Genomic DNA, 18,307 nt, shown 5'->3' on the forward strand with positions numbered 1-18,307 from the left:
GGGCTGGGCTGGGCTGCCAGATCTTCCATCGACTTTCTCGGAAACCTGCTACTTCAAAATCTCATACCAGATCTGGGCATTAACCAGCATTCTGACAGCGTTAACTTTGTCGATCGCATACTGCGGGGCTGTCTCCCAAGGTAGCGAACTGCCTGTAAAAACAAGCAGCGGCTCCCCCGTGCCGCGCTCAAGAACAAGTCGAGCTTTAATCGATGTGAACTCAGGCTTGGCATTCAACGTATCGCGCATATTCAGGCGCTGCATTGGCGGAAGTTGACTCCAGGCAACAAACTCTTTGATCGGCTCCAGTCCAGCTGGAAATGTGTCGCGATGTAGAGTATTTCCAAACGTCTTTATGACTCGCCCCATGTCATCGTTGAAGTCCATCCATTGATTGTTATCGGCTATTCGTGCGGGCAGCATTCTATTCCGAAAGTTGGGATTAGAACTCAGCATTCCTGACTTGCCATCAAAGTAATTGTACTGAACGTTCGTTCGATTCCACTCATAAAATTGCAAGGTTGCATACTTATTGAACGTCGACACAGAGCAGCCAGACAGCAGGAGCGTTGGAATAGTTAGCCACAGAGCTACCAAGATTTTACGCATGGGGCATCCTTGCGATTCAGGTGGATAGGGAAACTCGAAATCCAAGCACTGTACCTCGTGCCTGTCCAGGCATCCAGCGTGGATGGAATACCAGTAACCGGGTTGATCGGCAGCGTAGTAGCTTTGTGCCTCTCAATTGGAGATCGCTATGGACGGAGAAGACGAACTTTCGCGCGCACTTGTTGAAGCACTGAAGAAGACTGAAGTCGGGAAGAGGCTGACCGTTAACTTCAAAGGCCAGCCTCATCCAGTTGATGTGAAGTACCGCTTCGCAGGTGGATGGATAGTTGAGCAAACTCTCATACCAGGCATGTCGTTAGAGCTCACCCGAGGAGAGGATGGCGTCCTCGAAGGAATTGATATCACCATTCAGCCCAATGACGGGTTGAAGGAGATTAAAGTCGATTAAAGGATTTCCCAGTCCTTCGCCTGCAAGCCCAAGGACTGGGGTTGCGCCAATATCGGCGCGTTTATGACCTGGAGGTCAATGTGTCAGATGACCAATTCGTTCCGCGACCCGCGTTCACGGTCGACTGGGTGCGCCAATTCGATGTCGGCCCTTCGGACCCGAATCTGCATGCGATCGGCCAGTTTGTAGCCTGTTACTCCGCAGTGGAGTGGAAGATATCTGAGCTTTTCGCCTTTTTCCTGGACAAGCCTATCGCTGAGGCGCAACGCATCTGCGTTGAAACTAATATGTCGATGGCGGCGATGATCAGATATTCAAAATTCAAGCTCTCCGACAGTTTGGAAGAGCAAAGCGATATAGCTGATGACCTGAAGGCTTCTATCGAAGCATTCGAACTAATATCGCCAATCAGGCATAAAATTGTTCACTGGCAATGGGGGCTTAATGAAGGCCCTACCGCAACACAAACCGATTTAATCAAACCAAAAAGCGTACAGAAAGCGAATGCCGTTTTGACGCTCGATGAGTTGCGGGCGCACTGCTTAAGACTCGCAAGAATCTTTCAGGCTATTCACTATGGAATTGAAGTCATTACCGAGAAGAGGACTCGCGAGCAGATTCAGCTAGACCACACAGGCACATCGCCTGAAAAGCTCTTTCGACCGTAAATCTGGATAGAGGCCGATCATCCGTCTCCTCAAGCACAGCTAACCCGGCTTCGACCATTGAGGCTGAAACCGGGATATCTTCTGCTCGCAAAGGAAAATGCGCCTGGACTTGGTTACCTGCTTGCATACTTTCCTCCTGCGGCCTTACCGCATCATGTTGGTTATCTGGCGTCTTTGTGCCTGAGGATCAGGCGTGTTCGGTCATGCCATGTTCCACCATATACGATAATTTCCGACGGCCTGCCGTACAGGTGGTGCAGCAGAAACGGGCCGGGGCCGAAGGTGCCTGACTTTTCGCCAGGTAGCGATGGATCAGTACCCAGGTAGATCCCAGCATGGTTCGGGTGAACAGTCCTGCCCACATGCATAACGATGAGATCGCCGCGCTGCGGCCCGTCGACTCGAACAAAGCCGGCAGACTCGTAATGCTGCTCGTACAGGCTGGCGCTCTCCGCACTCTCCCACCAGCCATCGGTGCGCTGGAAGGCTTCAAATTCCAGGCCCCACTCACGCTTGTACCAGTCAGCGCAGACCTGCCAGCAGTCCCAGGCGCCATGCACGAACGGACGTTTGAGCAGCGGCGTACTGCCCGTGGGCGTGATCGTGCGCATGTCGCCCTCTGGCCAGGACAGAATGTGCCAGGGCAAGGCCGTGGCCTCGCACATCGCCAAGTCATGCGGTGACGGCCTGCTGGTGGCGTCCGGGTGCGAGTGAACGATGCCGATCACCTCGCCAAGGTCTTCCGCCGCAGCGTAGTCCTCGGGGTCGAGGCAGAACTCTTCGTTAGGCTCCGTGGCGATGTTCCGGCACGGGAAGTACTTCTGCGCTCGTCCGACGGCAATCAACAGGCCGCAGCATTCGCGCGGGTACTCGGCCGCCGCATGCGCCTGGATGGCCGCAATGATGTGCTTGCGCATGGTCAACTCCGGGCAATCAGGGAAACGGCAGGGAATCCACCGAAGGACAGTTCGTTGTTCTCGCCGAAGCGCAGCTTGCAGGACGACAGGCAGCCCTTGCACTGATCCTTCGACGGATCGTCTGTTGGGTTGTCCTCGTCATCGAACATGGCCGCGCCGGTGTAGCCACAGTCCGGCCCCCGGTAACCGTTGGTCATGGCCCAGTGGCAGAACGTGGTCATTTGCCGCCCGGGAAGCCCGTGGTTATCGATCTCGCCAGGGGAGGAAAGCTCCCAGACCACTGCCTCGCCGTCCTCACTGGTTTTCTGGTCGATGTACCAGATCTCCAACGCCTCCTGGGTCGGGTCCGCAGTTCGGTTGCCGTCAGGGTAGTTCGCCGCGTCCAGGTACTGTGCCAACGTCTCACGGACCGTCAGCTTGAACTTGAGCATGTCTTCGAAGGCCAGGCAAAGCGCAGTGACACGCCCGTTGACGTTGCCGGCGGCGAAGGTCGGTCGAGAGGCGGTGCCATCGCTGCTAGAAGAGATCCCCTCAATCTGAACCGGCCATGCCGCATACTCCTGGCCCTGCCAGATAATCGACTTGGCGGGCAGATCCTCTTCAGAGCCTTCGTAGGCAAGCAATTCCTCTGGCGTGTGCGGGATAGCGTGACCGTGGAAGCGCAGGTAATCGGCGCCGTATTCGGTACCATCAATTTCGAACAGGCGAATCTCGCCGCCGGGCTCCAGTTTCTGGAGGTCCGTGATCAGTGCCATGGGCTGTTATCTCAGGGGTGAAAGGTTTGCTGGAAAGTGGCGGTGATGGCGTAGACCTGGCCGCCACGGTGCACCGGCTTGTAGCCGTTGCACTTGTATAGGCCAAGCTCACCCAGGGGCGGCTCCCAGAGGAAGCCCTTCGCCCCTTTGTGCCGGTCAAGGAACGCCATGATGTCCTTGATACGCGCCTTCAAACCGGTGAAGGTCACCGGCCAGGACTGCGACCGGTTGTTGAGGCCATCCTCGACCGACTGCTCGTAGCCATCGCCAAACTTCTTGGAGCGAACGCGCTGGGCTATATCACCCTCTGCGCCCTTCTCCGTCGCCCAAGTGAAACGTTCGATAGCCATCAGCGCCCCTTGATTGCTTTATTGATGACGCCACCCTGGCCCATGTCTTTGTTGCGCATCTGCTGGTATTTCTGCTCAACGAACGCGGCCAGCTCCTTGCCGAACAGGTCATAGCCGGGAGCATCAGCCGAGGACGAGGCGTTACCCTCGCCATCGATGTGCACCTCGACATTGATCTGCGTACCTCCCGTAGCGCCCCCGCCCATGGCCATAACGCCAAGCTTTCCGCTGGATGTTCGGGTGAGAGGCATGATCGCCTCTGGTCCGGCCTCGCCTGCGATCCCCATGTCACCGTTCGCCATGCCAAACGAGGTTGGCTTACTCACGATGGAATTCGTGAACGCGCCGCCGTCGGCGAACATCTGCACACCGCCCGACCATGCGCCGCCCAAAGCCTGGGGAAAGTAAGTGCTGGAGTAGCCAGCCGAGGACGCGCCGAGGTTCGACGATGTAGCGCCAGCGGAACCGGCAGCCATGCCATTACCGCCGCCAGCAGCGCTACCACCGAAGTAGCTGGCCGCTGCGCCAACCAAGCTGCCCAGCAAGGCCGAACTCGCCTGACGGGTAGCGATACGCGCCATATCAGCCAGGATCGATTTGGCGAAATCTGAGAACGACGCTTTGCCGGTCATCGCGAAATTGACGATCGAGTCTTCCATGGAGCTGAAGGCATTGCCGAAAAGGCTTTTGGTCTGGCCGGCGATGTCACGCGCAGAATCCAGGTAGTTTTCCCACGCAGCAGTTGCGCCCTTCGTCCAATCGCCCTGCGCATTCTCCACATCCGCATAGTTCTGCCGGATCTGGTCCGTCGCGGCATTATTCGCATCTGCGAGCGCCTGCGACTTCCGCTTAAACTCCTCCTCCGACATGTTGCGCGACGGATCGGACTTCTGGTTGGCAAGCTCCAGCGACTGCTGAGCAAACCGGTCCTGCTGGCTGTTCAGCTCACCGCTGAGAGCGTTCTGTCGATCGCCCTGCCCTACGCCGAGCACAGCGCGCTGGCCCGCGAGCTCCAAGGCTCTCTGTTGCTGACCCAGCGCCTGCACGTACGTACTGATCGCCCGCTCCTGCTTGGCGAGTCGCCCGGTCTCGTTGGTCGCCAGAACCTCAAGCTGGCTATCCGCATCCTTCTGAGCCTTGACCATGCCTGCGCGCGCGCCGGCGATCTTCTGGTCCAGCTGGATGCTTGGCGCAGCCGACGTGGACTTCTTGCCTTTGGCCGCTTCCAGTGCGGCAATCTCAGCCTCGTATGCTGCCGTGGTTTGGTCGAGCTGGTTGCCGATCAGCGCCTGGCGCCGCAGCAGATAGTCTTCCTCGGACAGCAGGCCGGCCTTTTGAGCCGCTTCCAGTTCCTTCTGGTAGTTTTTGTAGGTGTCGGTGATGGCGGCCAGCTCGTTCTTGGCGTCGTTGAAGCTGGTCAGGTCGACTTGCGTGCTGGCAGCTTTGGGATCCTTAAACTTGGCGTTGATGTTGGAGATGTTTTTATCGACAACGTCCTGCTGGAGACGGGGATCATTTGGCGCAACTTTCCGGATATCCGCGAGTTGCTGCTTATAGTCCTCAATCTCCTTTGTCCGCTTTTGCTCATTGGTCAACGACGACTTGGTCAGCGCATCAACCTTCGTCATTGCCGTGACTGCAGCCCCCTGGGCCTTGGCCTGCTCGCCCTCCCACTTGGCAATGTCCGCCTGAGCTGCCTTTTCGTCCTCCAGCATGTTCAGGCGGTTTTGCCTAAATTCAATCAACGCATCCTTGGACTTTTGGCTTTGAAACAGGCCATCCATGCCTTGAGCTTCAGCCAGTCCAGCACGAGCATTCTCGATGTCTGAGTTGATGTCTCGGCGGCCGGCGTTTTTCAGACCGTCCGCCGCCTGTGCGACAGCGTTGTATGCCTTCTCCCAGAAGCTCAGGTTCTCCAAAATCTTCGGCGTGCGCTCGTTGATCGCGTCGGCGTAGGACTCGGTGGCCAGCTTCACGGCGCCCGCGTGATCACCCTGCTCTTCCAGCGCGGCAATCTGCGAGTAAACCGAAGCGGTGAGGTAGTGGTACTGCTCGTTCAGTGCTGCTGAGGCCTTCACAGGGTCATCAGCCAGCTTCACGAACTCGGCCACCGTATCGCTGACCGCCTTGCCCGTGGTTTCCTGCATCGACACTGCGGCCTGAGTGATACCGGTGAAGCTCTCGCTGGCGATCTTGCCGTTGTCCGCCAGCATCGCCAAGACCGCCGCTGCCTGTCCTGTAGTGCCCACGGTTGCGCTGACCTGCCGCGCCATGTCGCCCAGTTGCCCGGCGCTGACACCGGCGTAGTTACCGGTGAGGATCAGTGACTTGTTGTAGCTGTCCTGTTCTTCGCTGCCTTTGTAGTACGCGTATGCAAGACCGCCAACAGCAGCCGTTGCCAGCGCCAGCGGCCCTAAAATCGCGAGCAGCCCAGCAGCGCCCGCCCCAGCACCAGCGCCCAGCTGAGCCACGGCACGCACGCCGCTACCCCAGTCACCCGACGACAACGCATTACCGAGCTGAACAACGTTTTCCTGGGCCTGACGTGTGCCGAGACGCAGTTTGTCGAATCCTGTGGTGGTCTTTTCGAGCTTGGCGTAATCCTTGTCGATTTTACCCAGGGCGCTGTTGTACTGGTCCTGGCTGATTCGCCCGGCATCCAGGTGCTTGCCAAGTTGCTCGACCTGGGTGTCCAGCTTGGCCAGTGCAGCCCGAGCCGGGTCAATGGCACCCAGCAGGCTGTTCAGGGCCTTCTGTTCGTCTAGGGCGGACTTGGCCAGGGCAATCTGCTGCTTGTCCAACTGAGCGGAGATCTTCGCCGCCTCCGCCTCGCCATAGGCGCCGGTCTTGGTCAGCTTGGCGAGAGCATCACGCTGCTTTGCCAGGTCCTGGGTGGTTTTGGCACTGGCGGAAAGCGATTTCTCAAGCGCCTGCATTTCGTTCATCAGCGAAACAGCGGACTGCTCGGCCCGGCCGCCGGCCTTCGCCATTTCGTCCAGGCTCGTCTTAGCCTGGATTGCATCGGCCGAGTCGATTTTGACGCCGAGCTCTGCAATATTCATCGACTCACCTTGAATAAGTGCCCGTGGTTACGGGCTGTTTTCCCTTTCCTCCGCCATAACGCGCAGGGCTTCGCCTTCCAGCACCTGAAGGTCAGGGAAGATTTCAGCGAGTTTCTTTTTCTTGATGCCGAGGAACCCGGCTACATCGCGGATGCAGCTGTAGTCGAGACCGATCGCGCCGCCGGCGCCTGCTCGCCACTGGGTGGACATGCGGTTGAAAAGAAGGAACGCCGGCCAGTTGCAGGGCCAGACCTCCACTTCCTCAACCAGATCTCCAGGGGCAAGGCCGAACATCCCGATAATCGCGTCGGGCACGCTCGGCGAATACATGGCGCGGGCGGCGTCGGTCAGTTTCCCAGGCGGGCCTGGCTATACGCGCCTTCGTAGGCCTTAACGACCGCCTCGGCGGCACCCTGGCAGGACTTCACGAATGCGACGATGTTGTCGTCGCTGTATTCGTCATCGAAGCCCCAGCCGACTACCAGGTCTTTGATCTGCTGGGTTTGCTGCTCGGTGTCCACGGCAACCACTTCCGACCAAGAAGGCTTGTCGCCCAGCGCGGCCCGCGCCCTGTTCCGCGCCTCGTTCCATTCATCGAACAGAGCGGCAAGCTCGGTGCGATCCCGGTACTTGAAAGTGAACTCGACCTTCTCGGGTTCGCTGCCGACAATCGGGATCAGCACGGGCGCATTGAACGTAGCCTTTTGCGCAATACGGATCTTAGCCATGGGTTACACCGCCGCAGTCAGGTAGCGGGTCGGCTCGGCCTGCAACGCCAAGCTGACGGTACGGGTCAGCAGGTTGTTGCGGGATACCGCTGGCTGCTTGGAGAACGACGTGTAGGTGCCGTACAGCAGGGTGTCGTTACCGGGCAGGTTCAGCCGCGCTGCTTCGATCTGCTTGCCGGCGTCTGCCTTCAGCAGTACCCCGTTGAACGCCTGGGCGGGGTCATCGGCAATGGTGAGCACCATACTTGCCGCTGATTTGTCGGTGGGGATCTGCTTGCCCTGGTCATCTTCGAGGAAAACCACGTCGAGGTAGTTTTGCTCGCCGCCGGAAAAGGCCACGTCCGAGATCTGCGGGATCTGCACCCAGGTCAGCACCTTACGCATCGAGCCCGCGCCGCCAGCGACCGGATAGACCTGCGTGTCAGTAGTGTCGATGCCTTCCAAGGTAATCGCCGTTGCCGTGGCTGCCTTCACGCGCACCACCTTGCTATCCAGCTTGCTCCAGCCAGACGTCAACAGAACAATATCGCCGGCAGCGATGGTGCCACCTACAACGGTGGCAACGGCCTCGGCAGCGTTGCTGATGGCAGTGAATGCCAGTGCGGTCGCGTAGGTTGCGGCGTGCTGGAAGGTGCCGCCGTTGGGGAGTTTGTAGCCCATGGGGTATTTCCTCTTTGCAGATGTGAAAAAACCCGCTCAATGGCGGGTCTCTGGGTTTGCCCAATGGGCGGGATTAGTTGGTGTCGGCTCGGTATAAGAACGAGACCGGGACGGTGTAGGTGGAATCGCCGGTGATGCCGGGCCCAGGGTCGACCGGCGACATCGTCACCACGGTGACCGAGCCCTTCGTGTCCCGGGCGTATAGCGGGAACAGGTCGGTCAGCTCTGCTGCGATTGGGTTCGTCTTGGCCTTGCCGGTGCCGGCCGGCGCGATGATGCTCATCTGGAACACTCCGGTGAACAGCCGATGATCACCGCCGAGCGTGTTGCTTGCAGTGTCACCAGGGATCGTGAACGCCCGGAGGTATGTTTCGCCCTCCGCTGGCGTGTAGGCCGTGTTCTCGAAGACGATCTTCAGCTTCTCCGACCTGGCAGCGTTCCAAGCGATGAGCTTTGCCTCGTAGATCGAGGCGATGATTGCGTGCGACATCAGGCCACCTCGTACACAAGCGCAGGCGATACACTGCGCAAGCTTTGCTGTAGACCGCAGAGGGCACACTGGTGCAGGTACTGCGCAGGAAATGACAGCAGTACCGGGGCGCTTTCGACTTGCATCAGCCTTCCACCGCACTCGCAAAGCGTGTAGCGCATCACCGGGCGAACCGGCACGTCTTCGAACTTCATACCTGGTTGTTCCTGATGGCCTCCAGCACGATCTGCTGAAAGCGAGCCACGGTTACCCGGACCATGCCGCTGGGGGCCTGGGTCGAATGGCCGAACTCCAGCGGGATCGCGTAGGGCAAGTTGTTGATGATGTAGGCCATCTGGCCGGCGGTGAAGTCGCTCATTGCGGCCACCAGTGCTGCGGTGGTTTCTGCGCCGCTCGGGTCGACTTCGTCGAAGGTGACACTCTCGACAACGCCCAGCGAGATGTGCCAGTTCGCGCGGAACCGGCCGCCGACGTAGCCCTCTGGCGCCTTGAGGTCCATGCCGTCGTTGAGCTTGCGGCCCTTCTTCAGCCGCCCGCCCTTCGTGAGGTTCGCCGGGTCGCTGCGCAGCGCGCTGTTGTGGTCGTCGACAGCCTTGTTGTACTGCGTCGCCACAGCATTCTGCGCCCAGATCTCCGGGTTACCCACGGGAGACATGCGAATCAGGCTGCTGCCTACCTCGATGATGATCTCGCGAACGCTGGCGTCGATGGCTTCACTGGTCTGTGCCGCGAACTCGGCCAGGCTCAGGGCGAAGCTGCCGGACTGGCCAGCGCCTGCGCGGCTCATGACCGCACCTGCAGTTCATATAGGATCGGCGTGCCGGCCGGGTTGGTCTCTTTCAGCGGAGGCACGATTGACCAGGTGCGGCCCTGGACAACGACCTTGTCCAGCAAGTCAGGCACCCAAGCCAAACCCTGCGCGGCGATCTTGAGCTTCTTGTCGCCCTGCTTGATAAGGCTGTTAGTCTGGAATTCTTGACCAGTGAAGTCGAGCAGGATGCCTTGGGCGGTTTGCTCTTTGATGCTTTCGGGAGGTGCCGAACCGGTTTCCGGGTCGTACTCGCCGACGATTGTTGCGCGGATGATCACAGGTTGCCCAAACTCTGTAATCATGTTCAGTGCAGTGACGGCCATTTCGTCATAAAAAGCCATAGTAAGCCCCTGATCATGGAGAGGATCAATGAACAACCAGCAACGCGCCGCGCTTATTACTGCAGCACTCCAAGCCTATTTGACTTGCCCTCCACCATTGAAGCGCTTCTATCGTTTAGATTTACGAGGCGCGATTCAGGACGCTTTGGCAGGCACCAAAGATGAGGAATGGACATATAGAGCTCAGGGCAGGTGTTGCCCATTCGTAGTGGAAGAGGATTCGCATGTAGATTTCGCCGCCACGAATCACCTCGCCACTACGATCCACAATGCGATTGAGTGGCCCGAGGATCTGTTCTGGAACTGGTGGTGGAACAAGCTTTTGACTTACTGACTCAGGCCCGGACAGCAAACAACCCGCGCTTCTGTAGGTAATCAGCAAATTGTGTAGCGCTCGGCCGATTGGGCGCCGCCGGCAACAAGCGGCTGCTGGTGGACGGGATCGCAGCGTATTGGCGCGTTACCGCCCCCTCAACACGATCCAGCAGCACCGCTCCTTTACGTTTCTCCACCGGATCGATGTCGTCCTGATGTATCTCGGCCGCCAGGGCCATTTGGCCGTACTGGATCCGCGCCGGCAGGTAGTTGTTCGGCTTGATCTCCTGATCCAGTAACACTTCCCGGCGCGGCCAGGACAAACCCTGCTCGCTACTGGTCTTGCGCCCCTTCCAGGTCATGCCATCCATCGCCAAGGCGGCCCGGCGCAGCAGCGCTTCCTGCTCGGGAACACCAGCGGGGATGACCGTGCCGAATTTCACGGCATATCAGGCCAGGTCCTCGGCGCTCGCGTAGCTTTCGGCGTCAGGCTTGCCGGTGCCGTCCTCGATGATGAGTGTCATGCGTTAACTCGCTGGAATGGCTTGAAGATTGGCTGCCGGATCACCAACAGCCAGCAGTATTACTCCTTGGGCAGCTCAGCGACGAGCTTTTCCAGGGACTCTTTGGAGGCGTTGGCCCGGTACTGGACCTTGGCTTCATCGAGCCTTTGTTTAAGCGCTGCGATTTCACCGGCCTCGTCAGCCGGCGGCGTGAGGGCAGACTTCTTCAGCGCTTCAACCTCGCCACGCAGTGCGTCGACAGTCAAGGCCAGGCCGTTACGTTCAGTGGTCAACTCATCAATCGAAGCATGGATGGTGCCCAGCACGTCAAACAAGCGCAACGCCAGGTCGCCGGACTCTGGACGATGGATTTCGCCAGCTTCCAGGCCGTCAACAAGGATCAGGATCGATCCATGCTCAGCACGCAAAGCCGCGATCACCTTTTCCAGTTCGGCCTGGTTGCCCGCACCAACAATCTGCACCCGCTTTGCTTCCTTCACCGACACGCCAATGCCGGCTGCTTCGTATGCGTCGACCACGCTTGGCCAATCGCCAATCACCAGCACGCTGGTCACGCCGGCTTCGGGCTTATCGAAATGTTCCGGATTGCGGTAACGCTTCTCCGGGTCGAAGCCGCTCAACTGGTTGCTGTAAGTCAGTTCCATGTGTTTCTCCAAGGCGGCCATCGCTGACCGCGCGTTGAGTTTTTGGGTTAGCCGCCAGTTGCCGGAGGCGTCGCAGTCAAAGTGATCATCACGCCGGCGGTTACCTTGTTGCTGCCCGCGTGCTTGACCCAGTTGGCAGCGGAGCCGACCGCGGCCAGGGTTGGGTTGGAACCGCCAGTGGTGGCTTTCCAGCTGTAACCCAGAACATCGATGTTCACGGTGCCTTCAGCGCGGTAGCCAATGCTCAGGTTTTCTTCGTCGTTCACTTCGTAGGAACGGAAGCCCGGCGCCTGCGACTCGGTGATGGTTACGGCGTTTGGCAGCAGGCCGAAGATCACATCCGCCGGCGCGGTGTCGGTCACCAGTACCGGCTTGCCCAGAGTGCCCGGCAGGCCGCCGTAGATCACGACGCCAGCTTCTTCGTAGATCTTGTTGGTGATGGCTTCGTCAACGATGTCGAAGTAGGCGCTGGAGTGCATGACCCACAGTGCGATCCGACCGAACTTATCGCCGAACTTGCGCATACCGCGAGTCAGAGTCTTCTTGCCGTCGGTTTCGATGTTGGCCGAAACCACCATGTCAGCGTTGGAGCCGATGGCCGCGCGCAGACCAGCAGTTGCGTACTGGATGAAGCCTTCCAAGGTCGCATCAGCAACGTCGGCGCCGACGATCTGGGAGAACTCCTCGACCGGACGACCGCGGCGCTTGAACGCCTCTTCGGTGGTCTGGTAAGGGCCGTACTTCCAGGGGGCTTTGACGCCGACAGCTTCGCCGGCGCTGATCTTCTTGGCAGTCACATTGCCTTCAGAGTTGACGTCGCGGTGCTCCAGCGAACCGTTCAGCTTGTAGAGCGCACGCTTGCGGAAGTCACCTTCGATCAGTTCGTTGTCCAGCACCATCGCGCCGTTCGACGATGCGTTGAACACATCCAGGTTGTCCTGGACACGCTCCAGGTATGCGGTTTGCGCCTCATCGTTGTAGATGATCAGGTCGCTATTTACGGTTGTAGCCATGGGTCAATCCCCTTACTTGGGCAATTGCAGATATGCGGTTTGGCCGTGCTTGCGCTGGAAGTCGCGCTTCTGCTCGGAGGTCATTTCGGAGCGCTTGAATGCAGCCTTGCCGCCACCCCCGCCCGGGGCAAATGTCCCTGAAGCCCTGGGCCACAGGTGGGGTGCGCTTTCGCGCAGAGATTCCGCCCATTCGAGCGGAGTCAGAGGGGTCTTGCCGTCTTTACCGAGGATGACCTGGCCGGATTCATCGACGGCGACTGCATCGCCATCTTCGTTAAGGGTGAACACGCCTTTGGCGCGCAGGATGATGTCGTCGGTTGCTTCGGGCAGCGCGCCCGCCTTCAAAGCAGCACCACGTACCGAGTCGCCCAGGACTTTGCCCTGGAACTTGGCAGCGAAGGACTCAGCTTTCTCGGCGCGCTCGCTGATGGTCTTCAGCTGCTTGTCGTAGTCACCGCGCAGACGCTCAGTGCGGCGGTTGAAGACCTCGTCCACCTTGCCTTCGGTCAGCAGCTTGGTTTCTTCGTCCTGGCCCGCACGACTGAGCAGACCTTTGACGGCGTCGATGTCGATGCCTTCAAACTGAGTTTCGAACTGGGTCAGCTTGCCGGAGGTTTCCTTCAGCTTGCCCAGCAGTTCCGAGTTCTTGGTTTTCAAACCCGAAACAGATGCTTCAACGGCAGTCGCGATAGCGGCCTTGATTGCCGGGTTTTCCAGGTCGATTTCGTTTTCTTCTGCCACTTTGATGCACCCCTTGGGTTTAGTCCGCCCGCTTTGCAGGCAATAAAAAACCGCCCGGAGGCGGCTGGTTGAATGTGTTCAGTTAAATCCCGGCCCTCTCAAATGCCAGCGGCTCTAGTCCCTTCATCTGCGCCAGAGTTAGCGGTGCGAAGTTGCGATCAAGCTGCAGCTCGGCGAAGCGCTCGACGGTCAATCCGCCCTCACGGAACAGCTTGGCCCGGGCGGGGCCGATGGCGACATCCTGAAACGAGGCTGGCTGCTGCTGGAGCCATTGGTAGTAATCGAGGTCGGCACTGACCTGCTGTCCGCCATTGGCGCCCACTGAAGCCCTCGTGGCGCCTTTTGCAAAAATCTCACTGAGAGAAGTAAGCAGTACAAACGTTGTTCGACAGTTATGAGTTACGATTCCACCAGCAAAATACCAGCCCTCTACCGTTTCGAGATTGTAAACATGCCCAGAAAAACCATCGTTCCGAATCTCGACGATCTGGTCGCAAAATACGTGGCCGGAGCATCCATTGATGATATTTGCAGCCAATTCAGTGTCAGCAGAGCCGTACTCTATCGATCCTTCAGTGAGGCTGGCGTCGTCATGCGTAACGCCGGAAGGCCGAAAATCGAACTGCCGACCGAAAGACTGATTGAAATGTTCAATTCCGGCGTCGGAATCTCCGGTATAGCTACTTATTTCAAGGTCGCCCCAAATGTCATCATCAGGCATCTCAAGCTGGCAGGTGTTCCGACTAGAAACCGAAGTGAGCAGCAGAGTGCGCGCATGGCTACAACAGCTCCGGACGAGCGAAAGCGCCTTGCTCAGCGAGCTAACGAAGCTGCAAGAGGTAGAGTCCACAGTGCGGAAGAGAAAGCTCAACGCGCGCTTACTAATCAGACCCGATCGGCGCGCATCTCCAGGTACGAGACCCAGCTCTTTACGATGCTGGTGAATCGCGGCATATACCCCACCACCCAACACCCTATCGGCCCCTATAACTGCGACCTCGCTGCCCACCCCGTCGCCGTGGAAGTATGGGGCGGACACTGGCACTGGACAGGCAAGCACGCTGCTATTACTGAGGAACGCTTCCGTTACCTCATGAATGCTGGATGGCATGTCATGGTCGTCGCAGTCAACAACACCAGCCCACTTACTGCTGCCGTCGCAGATTACGTTGCTTCGGAGATCAAGCTCCTTCGCAGCGACCCATCCCTTGTCCGTGAGTATCGGGTGATTTGGCGTGCAGGTGAGTACACGACCAGAGGATGTCTTGAAGACAACGACTTCTCCGTCGAACCACCGTTTACTTACGCCCGCGATCCCGCTACTGGCCGTTACAAGAGTGTGCCCCGGTAAACAATTCGGATGAAACGGCGGCCGTGGCCCGGAATCGACCGGGAACTTGCGTTTGTCCATCGAGCGGCATTGCTGGCTGGTCTTGCTGTCCAGCGTCGCCACCATTTGGATCTCTTGGACGATATCCGTATTAGCCTTGGCCACCTCCATACGGGCCTGGGACGACACATGCTGAATCGCGGTGTGCACAACCGTGCTGGCGTTGCGGTTGGTGGTAGCGAGAATGCCGTCTTTGTACCCTGCCGCCTTGGTACCGCGAATGTTGCGGATGACCTGAAAGTTCGTCTGCCCTTCGAAGAACCCCTGCCGGATTGTGCCGGTGACGCGCTCACGCTCTGCGCTGGTCCAGCCTTTGATGAAGGCCTTCAATAACTTCCCGCCACCGGTACCTCGCACACTGAGCGGGTTCGTCAGCACTGCGGTGCGGATCGCTGCAGCCGTCGGCGCAACCACATCCAGTGAGACTCCAAGCGGCGCCGATCTGGCAAGGCTGGTTGCCTCAAACTCGGCCTCGTAATTGGCGATGTCCACCAGGTCGAGGTTCAGTTGCGCGCTGTAGCGGTCGAAGATGCCCAGCAGCAGACTATCCACTTCCTTCAGCAGCGCTTCGAGGCGTTTGACACTGTACTCAGTCAGGTCCGACTGGGTCAGCCGGTCGCGAATTGAGCGGTCAATCTCCTTGAGAAAGGGAGCGAACTTGCCGACCTCCCCTGCCTTGAGCTTTTCGAGGAAGACCGCGTGCCGGATCGTGGCATCAAGTACTGCCGGATTTACCGCCATTTGGTTTGTCCTCGTCGTCCAGGTCCAGGCCGTCGCCCTGCTCTTCCAGCTCGCCATCGATTTGTAGGTCTGTTCGCTCTGGCGCGATCAAGCCCAGCTTGCGCAGGTACGCCCGAAGATCCGCCTTCGCGAAGCCGCCGTTCTGCCACAAGCCAACCAAGGCTGTGATCATCTGCGGATCCGCCGTTAGCTCGACGAATTCCTGATTAATCTGGTAGGCGACCTTCTTGTCAGCAACGCCCATGTAGGCGCAGCACCACATGATGGCTCGCGTGTATGCCTCGCTGACGTTTGCCACACAACCAGCGAGCACCGATGTGGATGCCGACTGATCGCCGCGCGACTCGGTAGCTGTCTTGGTGGCAAGTGACGCCACCACCATCCGTGCGCCCAGCTCAATCATCATCTGGTTCTTATCGGCCATCGCCTCTTTGACCAGCGTATTGGGTAAGGGCTGCGCGTAACCGAACTGGCCGCCAGCTGGCAGCATCATCGGTGCCCGGGAGCCGACATAAACACCGTTCTTCTCCATCCAGTCGCGCCACTGCTCATCCAAACCAGAGATCCACGGTTGAGCCTGGCCACACCAGAAGACGCTGTCTTCGTAGTCGGCGCTGTTCCGGTAATGACCCAGGTTGATCATGGCGATGTCGTACAGCGGCGACTCGTCGATGCTTGGGTCGTTGTTCTGAGCGCCGACGAAGGTGAACGGGATCTCTTTGAAGCGCCCAGTGACACCTTTAGGCCTGAATTCTTCGATGACCTCCAGTGGGCCGCCACCCTTTGGTCCGGACCGGCGCCAAACCCGGCAAACAAAGCCGTCTTCCTCCAGCGCCAGTTCCCGGTACTGCTCAGCTGTCTTGTAGCCAAAACCTTCCGGTATCTCCGGCGACTCGCGCAGCACCACCAGCGTCAGCACGCTGTGGCCGTTCACCATACCCGTGCGCCAGTTGATGATGTCTTCTGCGCAATAGGAAAGGATCACAGAGTGACCGCCGATGCCGTCGTCTTGGTGGTAGTCGACGTACAACCCGTGGCGCCCAGCCTCAAGCACCTTCTCCAGCGTGCCTTGGGAGTGCTGGTAAATGCTGACACCGGAGCCGTTAGCATTGTCCTGCAGGTATTCCAGCTTCTTCGGCACCGCGAGGGTCGGATCTTTATGGAAGGCCAGACCAAGCAGCCCGTTTCGGGTGTGCCCTGTGGCGTTCTTGAACACCGCCCGCTCGCGGTAAGCCCTGTTCCGGTCTACGTTCTCCGGCGACTTGTCGTGCGCGTTGATGTACGGCAGCCGATCGACTACCCGGTGCTGGCCGGCGCAGACGTCACGAACGGTCGCCCAGCGGTCCAGCACTGTCGTGTATTCCGCCCGCTTGAAGGAGACGTCGTTACTCATCGGGCGTATCCCATTTTGATAGCGGTGACCGGTTTGATGATCGGATACTCGCGGTGGATGAAGTAGCCGCCGGCGTCGTTCGCGTGATCAATGCCTGCGGTTTTATCTGGCTCCCCGTTCGCGCCCCACACCTGTTGCTCCAGCCCATCGGCATAGGTCGGACAGGTGAGCGAATTGATCAGGTAGCGGCGCTCGCACTGCGCATTGCAGAAGACGGCGTTCATTGCGTTGATTCGATCCTTCACCGGCGGGTTTGCAGCTGGAGCGATGACCGCGAACCCGGCCTGTTTGAGCATGGCAAGGTCGGTGATGCTGGCGTTCACGGACTTGCGCGAATCGCCCGAGGCGTCCGGGTAGATCCTGATTTCGCAGGTCTTCTTGAAATCGTTGCCGTCGTGCTGCCAGTAGCGTTCTTTGATCCGCCGGATCATGTCGGGCGTGTCGTAGCCGTCGATCAGCTCATCTACTGCCCTGGGCAGCCCCTGGTCACGTTTGACGTGGGTAATTGCCGCCATCTTGCCGACGTTGAAGTCCATCCCGATGAACAGTGGCTCACCGGGCTGCACGGTGTCGAAGCACCCGTTGAGCTTGCGGTCGTAGGCCGTGTAGATCGTGCCGGACGTCAGGTTGACGAACTGGCCTTTGAGGTACGCCATGATCAGCTGCGGCGGATACGACTCCATCAGGGAGGCGATGTAGTCATCCGGCAGATTGAGCTCGTTGTCGAAGGTGCTGGCCTGCACCAGGCCGTACATCTCCTTGAGCGACGGCTTGTCGCGGAGCTGCTTCACGAACTGCAGAAAGACGAACTTAAAGCCTTCCGGCGTTGTGGTGACGTCCACCCCGTTCTTCAGTCCGGGCAGGTTGTAGCGCATCCGGGCGATGATCTTGCGCCAGGCCTGCTGTGCCTTGATGGCCGTCAGCACGTCCAGCTCATCCACCAGAGCGTGACCGATCTTGAAGCCAACGATGGTCTGAGGCTTCTCCATAGACCTGCAAATCACAGTGCCGCGGCACTGCCGGCCGCTGTAGATGTGAACCTCGTGGTTCGCCTGGTTGATTTTGGTCTTCAACCCCCAGTCATAGGCCACTTCATCCATGGTCGGATAGAAGATGTCCCGGATCTGCGGGTAGGTCGGCGCGAAGTACCCAGCGTTGACGCCGGGCCACTCCATGAAGTGCTTGCTGAGTGCCGAGCAGCCCACCCATGTTTTCCCCGAGCCGAACCCAGCAACGAAAGCACGAAACTTGTGGGGCAGCGTGAGGAACTGAGCCTGCGGAACGTTAAGGCTCGGCATTCGGTTTCCTCGCATCAACCACGTCGACCTGAATCCGAGTCGGAATTACCGGCTCGTCGCCCGCCTCCTCCTTCCGCGCTCGATTGACGTAGATGTCGCCGGTTTCTTTCGCGGCCTGCTCCAGGATCTGCATAGCCAGACCAATGTTCTTCATCGACTCGGCCCTCTCCACGAAGCGGTTCATGGCACGAAGGCGGAAGGCACGATTGGCGATCGGGATGTCAGCTGTCTCTTCGCGGAACCGCTTACGGGTGTCGTGAAAGAGGGTCTGCCACTTGAGCGCCAGATGGGAGCCGGCGCGCTTTGTCGGGTCATGCTGCTCAACCTGCTGGCGGGTTACATCTACATCAAATTCTTGCTTCACCGCTTGTGAGACCTGGCTTGGGGTGTCGAAGCACGCCAAAGCCTGAACGATGAAGCTCTTCACCTCATTTTTCAGGGCTGCCAT

General features: G+C 58.8%; 21 protein-coding genes and 3 pseudogenes. 3 read left to right on the plus strand and 21 right to left on the minus strand.

Features of this window, described 5'->3' with window-relative positions:
• Positions 1-48: 48 nt before the first annotated feature.
• Positions 49-609 carry a hypothetical protein gene (locus tag G9Q84_RS14915; protein ID WP_122753970.1) on the minus strand — a complete coding sequence of 187 codons (561 nt, stop codon included), beginning with the start codon at positions 607-609 and terminating at the stop codon, positions 49-51.
• Positions 610-757: 148 nt separating this feature from the next.
• Between G9Q84_RS14915 and G9Q84_RS14920 the strand changes: the two genes are divergently transcribed.
• Positions 758-1,018: a hypothetical protein gene (locus tag G9Q84_RS14920; RefSeq protein ID WP_122753971.1), complete on the plus strand. Its 261-nt coding sequence runs from the start codon at positions 758-760 to the stop codon at positions 1,016-1,018.
• A gap of 80 nt (positions 1,019-1,098) precedes the next feature.
• Entirely contained in the window at positions 1,099-1,686 is a 588-nt protein-coding gene (locus tag G9Q84_RS14925) for a hypothetical protein (protein WP_128191816.1), read from the plus strand.
• Between the two features lie 161 nt (positions 1,687-1,847).
• Here G9Q84_RS14925 and G9Q84_RS14930 read toward each other — a convergent pair whose 3' ends face one another.
• The 11 genes from G9Q84_RS14930 to G9Q84_RS14980 all read right to left on the minus strand — a co-directional run bounded on the left by G9Q84_RS14930 (position 1,848) and on the right by G9Q84_RS14980 (position 9,800).
• Positions 1,848-2,603: a C40 family peptidase gene (locus G9Q84_RS14930; RefSeq protein WP_181643597.1), complete on the minus strand. Its 756-nt coding sequence runs from the start codon at positions 2,601-2,603 to the stop codon at positions 1,848-1,850.
• A 2-nt stretch (positions 2,604-2,605) separates the two neighbouring features.
• Positions 2,606-3,358, minus strand: a complete 753-nt coding sequence (locus tag G9Q84_RS14935) for a phage minor tail protein L (protein WP_181643598.1) — start codon at positions 3,356-3,358, stop codon at positions 2,606-2,608.
• 11 nt (positions 3,359-3,369) lie between these two features.
• Entirely contained in the window at positions 3,370-3,708 is a 339-nt protein-coding gene (locus G9Q84_RS14940) for a phage tail protein (protein ID WP_181643599.1), read from the minus strand.
• Positions 3,708-6,770, minus strand: a complete 3,063-nt coding sequence (locus G9Q84_RS14945; RefSeq protein ID WP_181643600.1) for a phage tail tape measure protein — start codon at positions 6,768-6,770, stop codon at positions 3,708-3,710. The genes G9Q84_RS14940 and G9Q84_RS14945 overlap by 1 nt, the downstream gene beginning before the upstream one ends.
• 27 nt (positions 6,771-6,797) lie before the next feature.
• Positions 6,798-7,100, minus strand: a complete 303-nt coding sequence (locus G9Q84_RS14950) for a DUF1799 domain-containing protein (RefSeq protein ID WP_012724063.1) — start codon at positions 7,098-7,100, stop codon at positions 6,798-6,800.
• Positions 7,101-7,117: 17 nt separating this feature from the next.
• Positions 7,118-7,498, minus strand: a complete 381-nt coding sequence (locus G9Q84_RS14955; protein WP_032891220.1) for a phage tail assembly chaperone — start codon at positions 7,496-7,498, stop codon at positions 7,118-7,120.
• A 3-nt stretch (positions 7,499-7,501) separates the two neighbouring features.
• Entirely contained in the window at positions 7,502-8,158 is a 657-nt protein-coding gene (locus G9Q84_RS14960; RefSeq protein WP_122822485.1) for a phage tail protein, read from the minus strand.
• Between the two features lie 73 nt (positions 8,159-8,231).
• On the minus strand, positions 8,232-8,648 hold the full coding sequence (locus tag G9Q84_RS14965) for a phage tail terminator-like protein (RefSeq protein ID WP_122822486.1): 417 nt from the start codon (positions 8,646-8,648) through the stop codon (positions 8,232-8,234).
• Positions 8,648-8,842, minus strand: coding sequence for a hypothetical protein (locus G9Q84_RS14970; RefSeq protein WP_122822487.1), 195 nt, complete (start codon positions 8,840-8,842; stop codon positions 8,648-8,650). The genes G9Q84_RS14965 and G9Q84_RS14970 overlap by 1 nt, the downstream gene beginning before the upstream one ends.
• Entirely contained in the window at positions 8,839-9,435 is a 597-nt protein-coding gene (locus G9Q84_RS14975; RefSeq protein ID WP_122681609.1) for a hypothetical protein, read from the minus strand. The genes G9Q84_RS14970 and G9Q84_RS14975 overlap by 4 nt, the downstream gene beginning before the upstream one ends.
• Complete coding sequence (locus G9Q84_RS14980; RefSeq protein ID WP_181643601.1) at positions 9,432-9,800, minus strand: hypothetical protein; 369 nt, start codon at positions 9,798-9,800, stop codon at positions 9,432-9,434. The genes G9Q84_RS14975 and G9Q84_RS14980 overlap by 4 nt, the downstream gene beginning before the upstream one ends.
• Positions 9,801-9,828: 28 nt before the next feature.
• On the opposite strand from G9Q84_RS14980, the gene G9Q84_RS14985 reads away from it, so the two are divergent.
• The gene (locus G9Q84_RS14985; RefSeq protein WP_181643602.1) at positions 9,829-10,134 is read left to right on the plus strand and encodes a hypothetical protein; all 306 of its coding nucleotides are present in this window, start codon (positions 9,829-9,831) and stop codon (positions 10,132-10,134) included.
• Between the two features lies 1 nt (position 10,135).
• Here G9Q84_RS14985 and G9Q84_RS14990 read toward each other — a convergent pair.
• From G9Q84_RS14990 to G9Q84_RS15030, 9 genes and pseudogenes are all read right to left on the minus strand, one after another.
• Positions 10,136-10,639 (minus strand): annotated as a pseudogene (locus G9Q84_RS14990) (DnaT-like ssDNA-binding protein).
• Between the two features lie 59 nt (positions 10,640-10,698).
• On the minus strand, positions 10,699-11,283 hold the full coding sequence (locus G9Q84_RS14995) for a hypothetical protein (protein WP_181643603.1): 585 nt from the start codon (positions 11,281-11,283) through the stop codon (positions 10,699-10,701).
• Between the two features lie 47 nt (positions 11,284-11,330).
• The gene (locus G9Q84_RS15000; protein ID WP_181643604.1) at positions 11,331-12,296 is read right to left on the minus strand and encodes a major capsid protein; all 966 of its coding nucleotides are present in this window, start codon (positions 12,294-12,296) and stop codon (positions 11,331-11,333) included.
• 12 nt (positions 12,297-12,308) lie between these two features.
• Positions 12,309-13,037 carry a hypothetical protein gene (locus G9Q84_RS15005; RefSeq protein WP_093546469.1) on the minus strand — a complete coding sequence of 243 codons (729 nt, stop codon included), beginning with the start codon at positions 13,035-13,037 and terminating at the stop codon, positions 12,309-12,311.
• Positions 13,038-13,119: 82 nt separating this feature from the next.
• Positions 13,120-13,431: pseudogene (locus G9Q84_RS15010) on the minus strand (phage head morphogenesis protein); the annotation flags it as partial.
• 924 nt (positions 13,432-14,355) lie between these two features.
• Positions 14,356-15,168: pseudogene (locus tag G9Q84_RS15015) on the minus strand (phage minor head protein); the annotation flags it as partial.
• On the minus strand, positions 15,143-16,561 hold the full coding sequence (locus G9Q84_RS15020; protein ID WP_181643605.1) for a DUF4055 domain-containing protein: 1,419 nt from the start codon (positions 16,559-16,561) through the stop codon (positions 15,143-15,145). The pseudogene G9Q84_RS15015 and the gene G9Q84_RS15020, both read right to left, overlap by 26 nt.
• Positions 16,558-17,859 (minus strand): terminase large subunit domain-containing protein, encoded by a 1,302-nt coding sequence (locus tag G9Q84_RS15025; protein WP_181643606.1) that lies wholly within the window; start codon positions 17,857-17,859, stop codon positions 16,558-16,560. Before G9Q84_RS15025 ends, G9Q84_RS15020 begins: the two co-directional genes overlap by 4 nt.
• On the minus strand, positions 17,846-18,307 hold the full coding sequence (locus G9Q84_RS15030; RefSeq protein WP_122681617.1) for a DUF2280 domain-containing protein: 462 nt from the start codon (positions 18,305-18,307) through the stop codon (positions 17,846-17,848). Before G9Q84_RS15030 ends, G9Q84_RS15025 begins: the two co-directional genes overlap by 14 nt.

Origin of the sequence: Pseudomonas sivasensis (assembly GCF_013778505.1) — a bacterium.
GTDB lineage: Bacteria > Pseudomonadota > Gammaproteobacteria > Pseudomonadales > Pseudomonadaceae > Aquipseudomonas > Aquipseudomonas sivasensis.

Bases quoted from the DNA above. Each gene is read 5' to 3' on its own strand.
- G9Q84_RS14995 (WP_181643603.1), bottom strand. From the start codon at position 11,283: ATGGAACTGACTTACAGCAACCAGTTGAGCGGCTTCGACCCGGAGAAG.
- G9Q84_RS14980 (WP_181643601.1), bottom strand. From the start codon at position 9,800: ATGGCTTTTTATGACGAAATGGCCGTCACTGCACTGAACATGATTACA.
- G9Q84_RS14985 (WP_181643602.1), top strand. From the start codon at position 9,829: ATGAACAACCAGCAACGCGCCGCGCTTATTACTGCAGCACTCCAAGCC.
- G9Q84_RS15025 (WP_181643606.1), bottom strand. From the start codon at position 17,859: ATGCCGAGCCTTAACGTTCCGCAGGCTCAGTTCCTCACGCTGCCCCAC.
- G9Q84_RS15020 (WP_181643605.1), bottom strand. From the start codon at position 16,561: ATGAGTAACGACGTCTCCTTCAAGCGGGCGGAATACACGACAGTGCTG.
- G9Q84_RS14940 (WP_181643599.1), bottom strand. From the start codon at position 3,708: ATGGCTATCGAACGTTTCACTTGGGCGACGGAGAAGGGCGCAGAGGGT.
- G9Q84_RS14950 (WP_012724063.1), bottom strand. From the start codon at position 7,100: ATGTATTCGCCGAGCGTGCCCGACGCGATTATCGGGATGTTCGGCCTT.
- G9Q84_RS14930 (WP_181643597.1), bottom strand. From the start codon at position 2,603: ATGCGCAAGCACATCATTGCGGCCATCCAGGCGCATGCGGCGGCCGAG.
- G9Q84_RS14965 (WP_122822486.1), bottom strand. From the start codon at position 8,648: ATGTCGCACGCAATCATCGCCTCGATCTACGAGGCAAAGCTCATCGCT.
- G9Q84_RS14920 (WP_122753971.1), top strand. From the start codon at position 758: ATGGACGGAGAAGACGAACTTTCGCGCGCACTTGTTGAAGCACTGAAG.
- G9Q84_RS14975 (WP_122681609.1), bottom strand. From the start codon at position 9,435: ATGAGCCGCGCAGGCGCTGGCCAGTCCGGCAGCTTCGCCCTGAGCCTG.
- G9Q84_RS15000 (WP_181643604.1), bottom strand. From the start codon at position 12,296: ATGGCTACAACCGTAAATAGCGACCTGATCATCTACAACGATGAGGCG.
- G9Q84_RS14970 (WP_122822487.1), bottom strand. From the start codon at position 8,842: ATGAAGTTCGAAGACGTGCCGGTTCGCCCGGTGATGCGCTACACGCTT.
- G9Q84_RS14960 (WP_122822485.1), bottom strand. From the start codon at position 8,158: ATGGGCTACAAACTCCCCAACGGCGGCACCTTCCAGCACGCCGCAACC.
- G9Q84_RS14945 (WP_181643600.1), bottom strand. From the start codon at position 6,770: ATGAATATTGCAGAGCTCGGCGTCAAAATCGACTCGGCCGATGCAATC.
- G9Q84_RS14915 (WP_122753970.1), bottom strand. From the start codon at position 609: ATGCGTAAAATCTTGGTAGCTCTGTGGCTAACTATTCCAACGCTCCTG.
- G9Q84_RS14955 (WP_032891220.1), bottom strand. From the start codon at position 7,498: ATGGCTAAGATCCGTATTGCGCAAAAGGCTACGTTCAATGCGCCCGTG.
- G9Q84_RS14935 (WP_181643598.1), bottom strand. From the start codon at position 3,358: ATGGCACTGATCACGGACCTCCAGAAACTGGAGCCCGGCGGCGAGATT.
- G9Q84_RS15030 (WP_122681617.1), bottom strand. From the start codon at position 18,307: ATGGCAGCCCTGAAAAATGAGGTGAAGAGCTTCATCGTTCAGGCTTTG.